Origin of the sequence: Citrobacter sp. wls826 (assembly GCF_005281245.1) — a bacterium.
Taxonomy (GTDB): Bacteria; Pseudomonadota; Gammaproteobacteria; order Enterobacterales; family Enterobacteriaceae; genus Citrobacter; species Citrobacter braakii.
Genome location: NZ_SZWS01000012.1, coordinates 54775 through 68595 on the forward strand (window position 1 = coordinate 54775; position 13821 = coordinate 68595).

At 52.4% G+C, this 13821-nt stretch carries 13 protein-coding genes and 1 pseudogene; 6 read left to right on the forward strand and 8 right to left on the reverse strand.

Annotation, left to right across the window (positions count from 1 at the left end; translation table 11 throughout):
• The 4 genes and pseudogenes from FDW87_RS21445 to FDW87_RS01280 all read right to left on the reverse strand — a co-directional run.
• Positions 1 to 533 (reverse strand): annotated as a pseudogene (locus FDW87_RS21445) (beta-aspartyl-peptidase); the annotation flags it as partial.
• 11 nt (positions 534 to 544) lie between these two features.
• Positions 545 to 1006: a YjiG family protein gene (locus tag FDW87_RS01270; protein WP_003037948.1), complete on the reverse strand. Its 462-nt coding sequence runs from the start codon at positions 1004 to 1006 to the stop codon at positions 545 to 547.
• Between the two features lies 1 nt (position 1007).
• Complete coding sequence (locus tag FDW87_RS01275) at positions 1008 to 1667, reverse strand: nucleoside recognition domain-containing protein (RefSeq protein WP_080859827.1); 660 nt, start codon at positions 1665 to 1667, stop codon at positions 1008 to 1010.
• 166 nt (positions 1668 to 1833) lie between these two features.
• The gene (locus tag FDW87_RS01280) at positions 1834 to 2898 is read right to left on the reverse strand and encodes an AI-2E family transporter (RefSeq protein WP_016153975.1); all 1065 of its coding nucleotides are present in this window, start codon (positions 2896 to 2898) and stop codon (positions 1834 to 1836) included.
• Positions 2899 to 3124: 226 nt separating this feature from the next.
• Here FDW87_RS01280 and bepA point away from each other — a divergent pair, with 226 nt between their 5' ends.
• Entirely contained in the window at positions 3125 to 4588 is a 1464-nt protein-coding gene (gene bepA, locus FDW87_RS01285; protein ID WP_016157117.1) for a beta-barrel assembly-enhancing protease, read from the forward strand.
• 87 nt (positions 4589 to 4675) lie between these two features.
• Entirely contained in the window at positions 4676 to 5035 is a 360-nt protein-coding gene (gene arsC, locus FDW87_RS01290) for an arsenate reductase (glutaredoxin) (protein ID WP_046275209.1), read from the forward strand.
• 35 nt (positions 5036 to 5070) lie between these two features.
• On the opposite strand, the gene FDW87_RS01295 is transcribed toward arsC, so the two are convergent.
• The 4 genes from FDW87_RS01295 to FDW87_RS01310 all read right to left on the reverse strand — a co-directional run bounded on the left by FDW87_RS01295 (position 5071) and on the right by FDW87_RS01310 (position 9493).
• Positions 5071 to 5772, reverse strand: coding sequence for a DnaA inactivator Hda (locus FDW87_RS01295; RefSeq protein ID WP_200049399.1), 702 nt, complete (start codon positions 5770 to 5772; stop codon positions 5071 to 5073).
• A gap of 95 nt (positions 5773 to 5867) precedes the next feature.
• A complete protein-coding gene (uraA, locus tag FDW87_RS01300; protein WP_016157119.1) occupies positions 5868 to 7157 on the reverse strand; it encodes a uracil permease in 1290 nt (429 codons plus the stop codon).
• A 95-nt stretch (positions 7158 to 7252) separates the two neighbouring features.
• The gene (upp, locus tag FDW87_RS01305; protein WP_003835110.1) at positions 7253 to 7879 is read right to left on the reverse strand and encodes a uracil phosphoribosyltransferase; all 627 of its coding nucleotides are present in this window, start codon (positions 7877 to 7879) and stop codon (positions 7253 to 7255) included.
• A gap of 183 nt (positions 7880 to 8062) precedes the next feature.
• Positions 8063 to 9493, reverse strand: coding sequence for a 6-phospho-beta-glucosidase (locus FDW87_RS01310; RefSeq protein WP_047358229.1), 1431 nt, complete (start codon positions 9491 to 9493; stop codon positions 8063 to 8065).
• A gap of 295 nt (positions 9494 to 9788) precedes the next feature.
• On the opposite strand from FDW87_RS01310, the gene purM reads away from it, so the two are divergent.
• The 4 genes from purM to FDW87_RS21450 all read left to right on the forward strand — a co-directional run.
• Positions 9789 to 10826: a phosphoribosylformylglycinamidine cyclo-ligase gene (purM, locus tag FDW87_RS01315; protein ID WP_016157121.1), complete on the forward strand. Its 1038-nt coding sequence runs from the start codon at positions 9789 to 9791 to the stop codon at positions 10824 to 10826.
• Positions 10823 to 11467, forward strand: coding sequence for a phosphoribosylglycinamide formyltransferase (purN, locus tag FDW87_RS01320; RefSeq protein ID WP_137379377.1), 645 nt, complete (start codon positions 10823 to 10825; stop codon positions 11465 to 11467). Before purM ends, purN begins: the two co-directional genes overlap by 4 nt.
• A 210-nt stretch (positions 11468 to 11677) precedes the next feature.
• On the forward strand, positions 11678 to 13744 hold the full coding sequence (gene ppk1, locus FDW87_RS01325; protein WP_003835119.1) for a polyphosphate kinase 1: 2067 nt from the start codon (positions 11678 to 11680) through the stop codon (positions 13742 to 13744).
• A 4-nt stretch (positions 13745 to 13748) separates the two neighbouring features.
• Positions 13749 to 13821: hypothetical protein (locus FDW87_RS21450; RefSeq protein ID WP_252362949.1), on the forward strand; the 73-nt coding region annotated here is incomplete at its 3' end.

The window sequence follows — 13821 nt, forward strand, 5'->3', positions numbered from 1 at the left end:
GCCAGCGCCGAGGTGTCCGGGGCTGAAGAACGATGGTCCGAAACAGCACATTTCACGCCAATAATTTTATCGATCAGCGCCACATCGCGATCGATACTGCCGGTGATGGTCGGGGAAGGCAGAGAATACGCCCCGGTCAGCATCCATGCGCTGATGCCTTCAAATTCCAGCGCGCGGGTTTTCGCCAGCAGCGATTCAGGGTGACGGGTAATACCATCTGTCCCCAGCAATCCCACCACCGAGGTGACGCCAGCTTCAACCAGCCGCGACAAGCGTACTTCCGGCGTGCGGGTGTGCGGCCCCGCTTCTCCACCGCCGCCAATCAGATGGACGTGTTGATCGATAAATCCTGGGCACACAATCGCACCGTCAAGATTGATACACTCGCAGCCAGGAAAATCGTCAGGGGAAATCGACGGCGCGATGGCAACAATTTTGCTGTCAGACACCAGTATATCCTGGCGTCCTAAGTCTTCCGGCGCGTACACGTGTCCCTGCTGGAACAACGTCAAATTAAGAATGGAACAGTTCATAACCTTCCTTGTCAGGCAATAACCTGCATAACCCAAATAGAGAGCAGCGCATTAATTACGCATACCGCAATAATAAGCGGGTAATAACGGGGATGGACCCCCGCGGTACCCAGACAGCGTCCCACATTTTGCACCGGATTGCCCATCAGGTAGATAGCCGGTAACAGCACCGTAGCATCATGTCCCGAAAGCGTACCGGCGACAACCAGGCTGGCGCAAACACCGACGCCGCCTCCCATACTCATCACCGCCGCCAGCAGTACGGTAGCAGATTCCCCCGGCAGTCCCCACAGCGCCATTACCGGCTCACATACCCGCCCGACAATCTCGAGCAGTCCCGTCACCTTCAGCGCCTGAATAATCACAAACGCCATTACCACGTTAGGCAACAGGCTGGTTGTTGCAATAGTGAATCCGCGCCGTGCGCCATCGATAAACATATCCATGACGTTTTTACGTACTTGCGTTGTCATCTCACGCCTCCTGCTGCGTACGGCGATTTTCCAGCTGCGCAATCCACAAACGCAGCAGGTTCGCACCCACAAATTTGAAGACAAGGATCACCGCCAGCGGCGTAATCACCGGAACGGTAACCATCGTAAACAACGCGGCACCCGAAGAAAAATAGTTGGTAATACACGCACTGCCGCTGGTTTGCCAGCAGGCAAAAATGGCACGTTCCTGTTCAGTGATAATGCCCTCTTCCGCCATTTCTTTAGTCATCCCTGCCGCAGCATCGGTATTTTGCATATTCGCAATCAGCGCCAGCGAACAAATACCCGGAATACCGAGTAACGGGCGCAGGACTGGCGTCATCAGTTGCTGTGCCGCACGCAACCCTCCCAGCCCTTCGGTGACGGAAATTATCCCGAGTGAAAGAATGACGGAAGGCGCCAGCTCAAGCGCGAATAAGAAGCCGTCTTTTGCGCCCATACCGCCCGTGCCGCGAAAAGAGACCGCTGAGTCCCCCGCCGCATTAATCTGCCCAAACGCACCGTTGAGAACGGTGAAATCAAAGACTCGCCACCATTCGGTACTTTTCGCAAACATACCGGAAAAAAGAATAATCGTAATAAAAAAAGCGAGATAACCGCCCCATCCCACCTTCTGCTGCGTGTGTGTGTTGTGACCCATTTTGTTCTCCTGTTGGCCTTATTCCTTGCGTGACTTAAAGACATCACGCGGGTCAAGTTAAAGACAAACGCAGAGAAAAACGACACCAGAGGAGATTATTCAGAATGTGTGGATAGAGGTCAGACAAGTTCGGCTCCGGCGACATTGCATCGCCGGAGCAAACAGATTAGGGTTCATCAACGACCTGACCATCCGGCCAGGCATGCATTACCGCTTTGATTAACGTCGCCAGAGGAATCGCAAAGAATACGCCCCAGAATCCCCACAGGCCGCCGAATATCACCACTGAGAGAATAATCACCAGCGGATGCAGATTTACCGCCTCGGAGAACAGCACCGGCACCAGCAAATTACCGTCCAGCGCCTGGATTATCAGGTATACGGCAAAACAGCTCCAGAACTCGGTGCCAAGCCCGAACTGGAACAATGCCACACCGACCACCGGAATAGTGACCACGAAAGCGCCGATATACGGGATCAGCACGGAGAAGCCTACCAGCACCGCAAGCAGCAGCGAATAGTTGAGGCCAAACAGCAGGAAGCCGAGCCAGGTCGCCACGCCGACCACCACCATTTCCAGCACCTTGCCGCGGATATAGTTGGTGATTTGCTGGTTCATCTCTTTCCACACCTGCCCCGCCAGTCCGCGATTACGCGGCAGCACCCGACGCACTGCGTTCAGCATTTGTCCTTTATCTTTGATCAGGAAGAACACCATCAACGGGACGAGAATCAGATACACCGCCAGCGTCAGCAATCCGACCAGTGAAGCCAGCGAATATTTCACCACCGAATCGCCCATGGTGAGCATTCGCGAGCGCATATTCTCCGCCATCGCATCAATAATGCCCGCATCCATCAGCGCCGGATAACGCCGCGGTAAGGTGGCGGCAAAATCAGACAATTTGTTGAGCATGCCGGGCATATCGCGGATCAGGTAGATCCCCTGTTGCCATGCAACGGGCATTACCACAAACGCCATCAGCAGCAAAATACCGACAAACACCACCAACACAATCGATGTCGCCCAACGCCGTGAACAACCAATATGTTCCAGCCGTACTGTCGGCCATTCGAGCAGGTACGCCAGCACAATGGCGACCAGCAGCGGCGCCAAAAGACCGCTAAAAAAGAACAGGATGCCAAAACCGGCAACCAGAATAATCAGCAAGGCGATGGCTTCGGGGTCGCTAAAGCGGCGGCGATACCATTGCATCAACATTTCGAGCATAAAACCCTTCCATGAATCCAATAGCGGGATTGCGATCCCGAATTGTATCGAAATGTCACAAAAAAGACTTCGCTTTTTATAGCGGATTACGCAAAGTGAAAAGTCATTTTTCCTGGGTGTTCATCGTCAGGTTTCGCAGTTACACTCCCTAAGCTTGCGGAGTGTGAACGAAACTTCACGGCATTGGTCAAATGGCTATCTCAAAAAAGAATACAGGACAGAGGTTATGTTCAGGCAGTTGAAAAAAAACCTGGTTGCTACCCTCATTGCTGCACTGACCATCGGTCAGGTTGCGCCCGCATTTGCAGAAACCGCGGACACCCTACCTGATATGGGAACCTCGGCAGGGAGTACGCTTTCCATAGGACAGGAAATGCAGATGGGCGATTATTATGTACGCCAGCTGCGCGGCAGTGCGCCATTAATTAACGATCCGTTGCTGACGCAATACATTAATGCGCTGGGGATGCGTCTGGTCTCGCACGCCGACTCGGTAAAAACGCCCTTCACCTTCTTTTTGATTAACAACGATGAAATCAACGCCTTTGCTTTCTTTGGCGGCAACGTTGTTTTGCACTCCGCACTGTTCCGCTATTCCGATAACGAAAGCCAACTGGCATCGGTTATGGCGCACGAAATTTCCCACGTTACCCAGCGTCACCTGGCGCGTGCAATGGAAGACCAGAAACGCAGCGCACCGCTAACGTGGGTGGGTGCGTTAGGGTCAATTTTATTGGCGATGGCCAGCCCGCAGGCGGGTATGGCGGCGCTGACCGGTACGCTGGCGGGTACACGTCAGGGGATGATTAGCTTTACGCAGCAAAACGAACAGGAAGCAGACCGCATCGGTATTCAGGTACTGCAACGCTCGGGATTCGATCCCCAGGCCATGCCGACGTTTCTGGAAAAATTGCTCGATCAGGCCCGTTACTCTTCGCGTCCACCAGAAATTTTGCTGACTCACCCCCTGCCAGAAAGCCGTCTGTCGGATGCCCGTAACCGCGCCAACCAAATGCGTCCGGCTGTCGTCCAGTCTTCAGAAGATTTTTATCTGGCCAAGGCACGCACCTTAGGCATGTACAACTCTGGTCGCAACCAGCTGACCGATGACCTGCTGAGTAACTGGTCGAAAGGCAACATACGTGAGCAACGTGCGGCGCAGTATGGCCGGGCATTGCAGGCAATGGAGGCCAGTAAATATGACGAGGCACGTAAAGCACTGCAACCGCTGCTGGCGGCAGATGCTAACAATGCCTGGTATCTCGACCTGGCAACGGATATCGATCTCGGTCAGAAGAAAACCAGCGATGCCATTAATCGGTTGAAAAACGCCCGCGACCTGCGCACCAACCCGGTACTGCAGCTCAACCTGGCAAATGCGTATTTACAGGCCGGGCAAGCCAAAGAGGCAGCGACCATCCTGAATCGCTATACGTTTAACCATAAGGACGACCCTAACGGCTGGGATCTGTTAGCGCAAACGGAAGCCAACCTGAACAACCGCGACCAGGAGCTGGCAGCCCGCGCGGAAGGGTATGCCCTCGCAGGACGTCTGGATCAGGCGATTTCGATGCTCAGCAGCGCAAGCTCACAGGTCAAGCTGGGTAGCCAGCAGCAGGCCAGATACGATGCCCGTATCGACCAGCTACGCCAACTGCAAGAGCGCTTTAAACCGTATACGAAAATGTAATTATCGAACCCTTGCCGGATGGCGATATGTAGGCCGGATAAGGTCTTTTGGTCGCCATCCGGCAGGATTGTTATGCAAGGAGAAGTCATGTCAGACGCGATTAAAATCTACCATAACCCACGCTGCTCCAAGAGCCGTGAAACGCTGGAGTTACTGAAGTCCAACGGTGTGGACCCGGAAGTGGTGTTGTATCTGGAAACCCCGGCTGACGCCACAACCCTGCGTGAATTGCTGCAGATGCTGGGCATGTCCAGCGCGCGCGAGCTGATGCGCCAGAAAGAAGATCTCTATAAGTCACTTAATCTGGCGGACGTAAATCTGAGTGAAGATGCGCTGATTCAGGCAATGGTGGAAAACCCGAAATTGATGGAGCGCCCGATTGTGGTTGCCAAAGGCCAGGCGAGAATTGGACGCCCGCCGGAGCAGGTACTGGAAATCATCGGTTAACCTGAAACCTGCCGCAGTTTTTTCGGCTGCGGCGCTTACAGCTTCAGTATCTCTTTTACGAATGGAATGGTCAGCTTACGCTGGGCGGTGATCGATGCGTGATCAAGCTGATCCAACGTCATAAACAGCGTACGCATTTCTCGATCCAGACGCTTGAGCAGGAAGCGTCCCACATCTTCCGGCAGTTCAAACCCACGAAGTCTGGCGCGTAATTGCAACGCCTGCAGCTTATCTTCATCGGAAAGCGGCTGCAGCTTGTAGATTTGTCCCCAGTCCAGGCGCGAGGCGAGATCCGGCAACCCCAGATTCAGCTGTCTTGGCGGGCGATCGCCGGTGATCAGCAGACGCGTTTTCCCCGACTCCAGGATGCGGTTGTAGAGATCAAAGATCGCCATTTCCCACAGCGAATCCCCGGCCACACATTCGATGTTATCGATGCATACCAGCGATAAATGCTCCATACCGTCGAGCACCTCGGGGACGAACCAGGTACGCTTGTCGAGCGGCACATAGCCTACCGCATCGCCGCGCGCGGACAGTTCCGCACAAGCTGCATGCAGCAAATGACTACGGCCAGCGCCTTCACGCGACCAGAGATAAATATACCCGCTATGGTCCTGACGCAGCACGTTTTGCAGTGCAGCCAGTAAAGAGGAGTTATCCCCCGGCCAGAAACTTGCGAAAGTTTCGTCGTCAGGAAGATAAAGTGGCAAAGAGAGCTGTGCCGGTGTGTTCAGAGATACCTCAACCCAGGATTTCATAAAATCGCGTTGAGTTTAACACAGAAATACGTCGTGATAGAACCGGGCAGCATCGCCGCCCGGTAAGAGATTTACTGTTGCGGACTGTCGGCATCTTCCGCGTCAAGCACGACTTCTTCCGGACGCAGCAGGCTGATAACTTTGAAAATCAGGCTCAGACAAACGCCAACAATGGTCGCCAGCGCCATGCCTTTCAGCTCAGCGGCACCAATGTGAACTTTCGCGCCACTCACGCCGATGATCAAAATAACCGAGGTCAGGATCAGGTTTTGCGCTTTGTTGTAGTCAACTTTTGACTCGATCAGTACGCGAATACCGGAAGCACCAATCACGCCGTACAGCAGCAGCGATACGCCACCCATGACCGGCAGTGGAATGATTTGGATCGCCGCCGCCAGCTTGCCCACACAGGAGAGCAGAATGGCAAAAATTGCCGCGCCGCCGATAACCCAGGTACTGTAAACACGAGTAATCGCCATTACGCCAATATTTTCACCGTACGTGGTGTTCGGCGTAGAGCCGAAGAAACCAGAGATAACCGTAGACAGGCCGTTGGCAAACATTGAGCGATGCAGGCCAGGATCGCGAATCAAATCTTTTTTCACGATATTCGCCGTTACCACCAGGTGTCCAACGTGTTCAGCGATGACCACCAGCGCCGCCGGCAGGATGGTCAGAATGGCAACCCATTCAAAGCGCGGCGTGTAGAACGTTGGCAGAGCAAACCAGTGGGCCTGCGCAATCGGCGTGGTGTCCACGACTCCCATCACGAAGGAGAGCGCGTAGCCGGCCAGCACCCCAATCAGAATCGGGATAATCGCCATAAAACCGCGGAACAGTACAGAGCCAAATACCGTAACCGCCAGCGTCACCATTGAGATGATGATGGTTTTTGAATCCGGTAATTGTCCCTCTGCTGGCAGTAACCCCGCCATGCCCGCAGCGACGCCAGCCAGCTCCAGACCGATGACGGCAACGATTGCGCCCATCGCCGCAGGAGGGAACATGACATCCAGCCAGCCGGTTCCTGCTTTCTTAACGATGAAAGAAACCAGACAGAACAGAACGCCGCACATAATGAAACCACCCAGCGCCACTTCATACCCTAACGGCAGCAACAGCAGTACTGGGGAAATAAATGCGAAGCTGGAACCCAGATACGCAGGAATTTTACCTTTACAGATAAAGAGATACAGCAACGTACCAATGCCGTTAAACAGCAGAACGGTAGCCGGGTTGATGTGGAACAGGACTGGCACCAGTACCGTTGCGCCAAACATGGCGAACAGGTGCTGCAAACTAAGCGGGATTGTCTGTAAAAGCGGCGGTCTTTCACTCACCCCGATAGCACGGCGCGTCATAGTGTTTTCCTCTGAGTGTTGTTTGTTATTAGCCTTGGGTTGTTATATTCAAAAAAAAGCCGACTCTTAAAGTCGGCTTCTTTTCACTTATTCGTTTACTTGGTACCAAAAATCTTATCGCCGGCATCGCCGAGCCCCGGAATAATGTATCCGTGCTCGTTCAACCCCTGATCGATGGAGGCCGTGTACAGCTCAACATCCGGGTGCGCTTTTTCCAGTGCCGCGATACCTTCCGGTGCCGCAACCAGGACCAGCACTTTAATGCTGGTGCAGCCTGCATTTTTCAGCAGGTCGATGGTGGCGATAACGGAACCGCCGGTTGCCAGCATCGGGTCAACGATCAGCGCCATACGCTCATCGATGTTAGATACCAGCTTCTGGAAGTACGGAACCGGCTCCAGCGTTTCTTCGTTTCGGTACATACCAACCACGCTGATACGCGCGCTCGGAACGTTTTCCAGTACGCCTTCCATCATGCCCAGGCCCGCACGCAGGATTGGCACAACGGTGATTTTTTTACCTTTGATTTGGTCAACTTCAACCGGACCGTTCCAGCCTTCAATGGTCACCTTTTCGGTTTCCAGACCAGCGGTTGCTTCATAAGTCAGCAGGCTGCCAACTTCCGAGGCGAGTTCACGAAAGCGTTTAGTGCTGATGTCGTTTTCACGCATCAGTCCCAGCTTGTGTTTGACGAGTGGGTGTTTGACTTCCACGATCTTCATACTCTTCTCCTTTCCTCAGACGAGTGGCAACCACAAAAAAAATCGCCGGATTATACCGCTTTTCGTCTCTGGCGCAACACTGGATACGCTTGATATGGATCAACCAAAGTCGTTTGCATCTGGATGATGAGTATAAAACAAGCCCCGCATTATTGGCGGGGCTGGCTGTCAATACTATGAATTTTATAGATATTCAGCATTAGTCTGGATAACGTTTTGATACCATGAAAAAGATTTCTTCGGCGAGCGTGCTAACGTTCCGCTTCCGTCATTATTTTTATCAACATAGATAAAGCCGTAGCGTTTTTTCATCTCCCCCGTCCCGGCCGAGACTAAATCAATACAGCCCCACGGTGTATAACCCATCAGGTCCACGCCATCTTCCACTACCGCTTTTTTCATTTCGCTGATATGTGCGGCCATATAGTCAATACGATAGGAATCATCCACCGATCCGTCGGCCTGCTGCACGTCAATCGCACCAAAGCCGTTTTCTACGATAAACAGAGGCAGTTGGTAATGATCCCAGAACCAGTTCAGCGAATAGCGCAGACCAACGGGATCAATCTGCCAGCCCCAGTCCGATTTCTGCACGTACGGGTTGGAAACCAGACTTTTCGACTCGTCGTAGTCCAGCTGTGGGTTGTCTGCCGTGGCCTGCGTTGCGAAAGACATATAGTAGCTAAAGCCGATGTAATCGACACAACCCTCGGTCAGCGCCTGACGGTCTTCCTCGGTGATATCAAGATCAAAGCCACGCCGGGCAAAGTAGTTGAGAAGATGCTGCGGGTATTTGCCGCGCACATGGACATCGGTAAACCAGTAACGCCGGTGCATGGCGTTCATCGCCATCATCATATCGTCCGGCGCGCAGGTCAGTGGATAGATAGGACACATGGCAATCATGCACCCTATCTGCAATGCCGGGTTAATCTCACGCGCAGCCTTTACCGCCAGCGCGCTTGCCACCAGTTCATAGTGCGCCGCCTGGTACATAACCGGCTCGCGGTCTTCACCGGGCTGGTATTTCAGGCCAGAGTTAGTAAAAGGCGCGAAGTCTTCGTGATAATTTGCCTGGTTGTTAATTTCATTAAACGTCATCCAGTACTTCACTTTGTGCTGGTAACGGGTAAAAACCACTGCGGCAAAACGGACAAAGAAATCGATAAGCTTACGGTTACGCCAGCCGCCATATTCCGTCACCAGATGGTATGGCATCTCGAAATGCGACAACGTAATCACCGGTTCAATGCCATATTTCAGGCATTCGTCAAACAGGTCATCATAGAACTGCAGGCCAGCCTCATTGGGTTGCGCTTCGTCGCCTAAGGGGAAAATACGCGTCCAGGCAATCGAAGTACGAAAACATTTAAACCCCATTTCGGCAAACAGTTTAATGTCGTCTTTATAGCGGTGATAAAAATCGATGGCGTCGTGGTTAGGGTAGTTTTTACCAGCAATCACACCGTCAGTGATTTCACGCGCCACGCCATGCGCCCCCGCCGTCATGACATCAGCAACGCTAATTCCTTTTCCACCTTCCTGCCAGCCACCTTCCAGTTGATGAGCGGCTACGGCACCACCCCACATGAAATCTGCTTTAAATCCTGACATACCCTTCCCCTCTCGTGATTACTCTGTGCAAAACGCTGTTGATGAAGTCCGCAACAGAAAACAGAAACCGGTTTCAGTACGATACTGTGTATTCAGCAGGCAGGTTTCAAGCACAAGACTGTACCCGGTTTCATTTTCGTGGCGCAGTTCAAACAAATAGATAAATGATTGTAAAATGCTGAAAAAATCAGCACATAAAACTTGATGCAGAGCAGGCTCGCAAACGTTTGCTTTCCCTGTTAGAATTGCGCCGAATTTAACTTTTACTGCAAGTAAACATGTGGGGAAGCAGGCAGTGACCGATAAAACCTCTCTTAGCTACAAAGATGCCGGTGTTGATATTGATGCAGGTAATGCTCTGGTTGATCGAATCAAAGGCGTAGTAAAGAAAACTCGTCGTCCGGAAGTTATGGGTGGTCTGGGTGGCTTCGGTGCGCTGTGCGCATTGCCGCAAAAATATCGTGAACCGGTACTGGTTTCCGGCACTGATGGCGTCGGCACAAAACTGCGTCTGGCGATGGATCTGAAACGCCACGACACTATCGGCATTGACCTCGTCGCAATGTGCGTCAACGACCTCGTGGTTCAGGGCGCTGAGCCGCTGTTTTTCCTCGACTACTATGCTACCGGCAAACTGGATGTGGATACCGCAGCCAGCGTCATTAACGGTATTGCCGAAGGCTGTCTGCAGTCTGGCTGTGCTCTTGTCGGCGGTGAAACGGCTGAAATGCCGGGGATGTACCACGGCGAAGATTACGACGTGGCAGGCTTCTGCGTTGGCGTCGTCGAAAAATCAGAGATCATTGACGGTTCAAAAGTGGCTGACGGCGACGTACTGATTGCACTCGGCTCCAGCGGTCCGCACTCCAACGGCTACTCTCTGGTGCGCAAAATTGTGGAAGTCAGCGGTTGTGACCCGGAAACCACCGAGCTTGAAGGCAAGCCGCTGGCCGATCACTTACTGGCCCCGACCCGCATTTATGTCAAATCCATTCTGGAACTGATTGAGAAGGTTGATGTGCATGCCATTGCCCACCTGACCGGCGGTGGTTTCTGGGAAAATATTCCACGCGTTCTGCCAGACAACACGCAGGCTGTGATCGATGAATCTTCATGGCAGTGGCCAGCCGTCTTCAACTGGCTGCAAACGGCGGGTAACGTCAGCCAGCATGAGATGTATCGCACCTTTAACTGCGGCGTAGGCATGGTTATCGCCCTGCCAGCTTCTGAAGTGGACAACGCCCTTGCTTTGCTCAATGAGAAAGGTGAAAACGCATGGAAAATCGGTATCATCAAAGCTTCTGATTCCGAACAGCGTGTGGTCATTGAATGAAAAACATTGTGGTGCTCATTTCCGGCAACGGAAGCAATTTGCAGGCGATAATGGATGCCTGCGAACAGAATAAAATCAATGGCACCATACGTGCAGTATTCAGTAACAAGGCCGATGCGTTCGGCCTTGAGCGCGCACGCGAAGCGAATATTCCTGCACACTCGCTGGAAGCCGCCCAGTTTGTCAGTCGCGAAGCATTCGACCAGCAACTAATACAAGAGATCGACGCTTATGCCCCCGATGTCGTGGTGCTGGCCGGTTATATGCGCATTCTAAGCCCGGCGTTTGTTGCTCACTATTCTGAACGATTGCTGAATATCCATCCGTCTTTATTGCCGAAGTATCCTGGCCTGCACACGCACCGTCAGGTTCTGGAAAACGGCGATGAAGAGCATGGCACTTCCGTCCATTTCGTCACCGATGAACTGGACGGCGGACCGGTTATTCTCCAGGCCAAAGTTCCGGTATTTGAAGGCGACAGCGAAGATGATGTCACGGCACGAGTCCAGGCCCAGGAACATACCATTTACCCGCTGGTGGTAAGCTGGTTTACTGATGGTCGCCTGAAGATGCGTGATAACGCAGCATGGCTGGACGGCGTTTGTCTGCCGCCACAAGGCTACGCCGCCGACGAAGAATAAAATCAACCTGTAAACCGGATCTCATCATCCGGTTTACAGGCATAAATACCTTTTCCGGTTAACATCTCCGGTATTCATCTACGCTCCCCCTTTCTCTTTGCTATCAGACGGTTTATTGTCATATTTTTCTGGCACTGTTGGACATCTGAGAGCAATGCTCGCCATAATAAATCGGTAGTGTCCCGTGAATGAAACGGAGTAAAAGTGGTAATGGGTCAGGAAAAGCTATACATCGAGAAAGAACTCAGCTGGTTAGCGTTCAACGAACGTGTACTCCAGGAAGCTGCTGATAAGTCAAACCCGTTGATCGAACGGATGCGTTTCTTAGGCATCTATTCCAATAATCTCGACGAGTTTTATAAGGTTCGTTTTGCCGAACTGAAGCGCCGAATCATTATTAGCGAAGAACAGGGTTCAAACTCTCACTCCCGCCATCTGTTAGGTAAAATCCAGGCCCGCGTATTAAAAGCCGATCAGGAATTTGACGGCCTGTACAACGAGTTGCTGCTGGAGATGGCGCGCAACCAGATTTTCCTTATCAATGAACGTCAGTTGTCGGTCAATCAACAGAGCTGGTTACGCCACTACTTCAAACAATATCTTCGCCAGCACATTACACCGATCCTGATCAACCGCGAGACGGATTTAGTTCAGTTTCTGAAAGATGACTACACCTATCTGGCGGTGGAAATTATCCGCGGCGATACGATCCGCTACGCGCTGCTGGAAATCCCTTCCGACAAGGTTCCCCGTTTTGTGAATCTACCGCCGGAAACCCCGCGCCGTCGCAAACCGATGATCCTGCTGGACAACATCTTACGCTACTGCCTTGACGACATTTTCAAAGGGTTCTTTGATTACGATGCGCTGAACGCCTATTCGATGAAAATGACTCGCGACGCCGAATACGATTTGGTGCACGAGATGGAATCGAGCCTGATGGAGCTGATGTCGTCCAGCCTGAAACAGCGTCTGACCGCAGAGCCTGTACGTTTTGTCTATCAGCGCGACATGCCCAATGCGCTGGTCGAGGTACTGCGTGAAAAGCTGACGATTTCTCGCTACGACTCGATTGTTCCCGGCGGGCGTTACCATAACTTCAAAGACTTTATTAATTTCCCCAACGTTGGCAAAGCTAACCTGGTGAACAAACCGCTGCCGCGTTTGCGCCATATCTGGTTCGATAACGAGAAGTTTCGTAACGGCTTTGACGCCGTTCGCGAACGCGACGTGCTGCTATATTATCCGTATCACACTTTTGAGCACGTTCTTGAACTGTTGCGCCAGGCCTCTTTCGACCCGAGCGTGCTGGCGATAAAAATCAACATCTACCGTGTGGCCAAAGACTCGCGCATCATTGATTCGATGATCCATGCTGCGCACAACGGTAAGAAAGTCACCGTGGTGGTGGAGTTGCAGGCTCGCTTTGATGAAGAAGCCAACATTCATTGGGCCAAGCGTCTTACCGAGGCTGGCGTTCACGTCATCTTCTCCGCGCCGGGCCTGAAAATTCACGCCAAATTGTTCCTTATCTCGCGTAAAGAAGGTGATGAAGTTGTGCGCTATGCGCATATCGGGACGGGGAACTTCAACGAAAAAACGGCGCGTCTCTATACCGACTACTCGTTACTTACCGCCGACTCACGCATTACCAACGAGGTTCGTCGGGTGTTCAACTTCATCGAGAACCCGTATCGTCCGGTGACGTTCGATTATCTGCTGGTATCTCCGCAGAACTCGCGCCGTTTGCTGTACGCGATGATTGACAAAGAAATCGCCAACGCGCAGCAAGGACAGCCTTCCGGTATCACCCTAAAACTGAATAACCTGGTCGATAAAGGCCTGGTTGATCGTCTCTATGCGGCCTCAAGCTCAGGCGTGCCAGTCAATCTATTGATTCGCGGTATGTGCTCTTTGATTCCGAACCTGGAAGGCATTAGCGACAATATTCGCGTGATAAGCATAGTTGACCGCTACCTTGAACACGACCGGGTTTATATCTTCGAAAACGGTGGCGACAAGCAGGTATACCTCTCCTCCGCAGACTGGATGACCAGGAATATCGACTATCGCATCGAAGTCGCCACACCGCTGCTGGACCCGCGTCTTAAGCAACGGGTGCTGGATATTATCGATATCCTGTTCAGCGACACGGTGAAGGCTCGCTTCATCGATAAAGAACTCAGTAATCGCTACGTACCGCGCGGAAACCGCCGTAAGGTTCAGTCACAATTGGCGATATACGACTACATCAAATCACTCGAGCAACCTGACTAACGCTATGCCAATACACGACAAGACTCCACGACCGCAGGAATTTGCTGCGGTCGACCTTGGTTCAAACAGTTTCCATA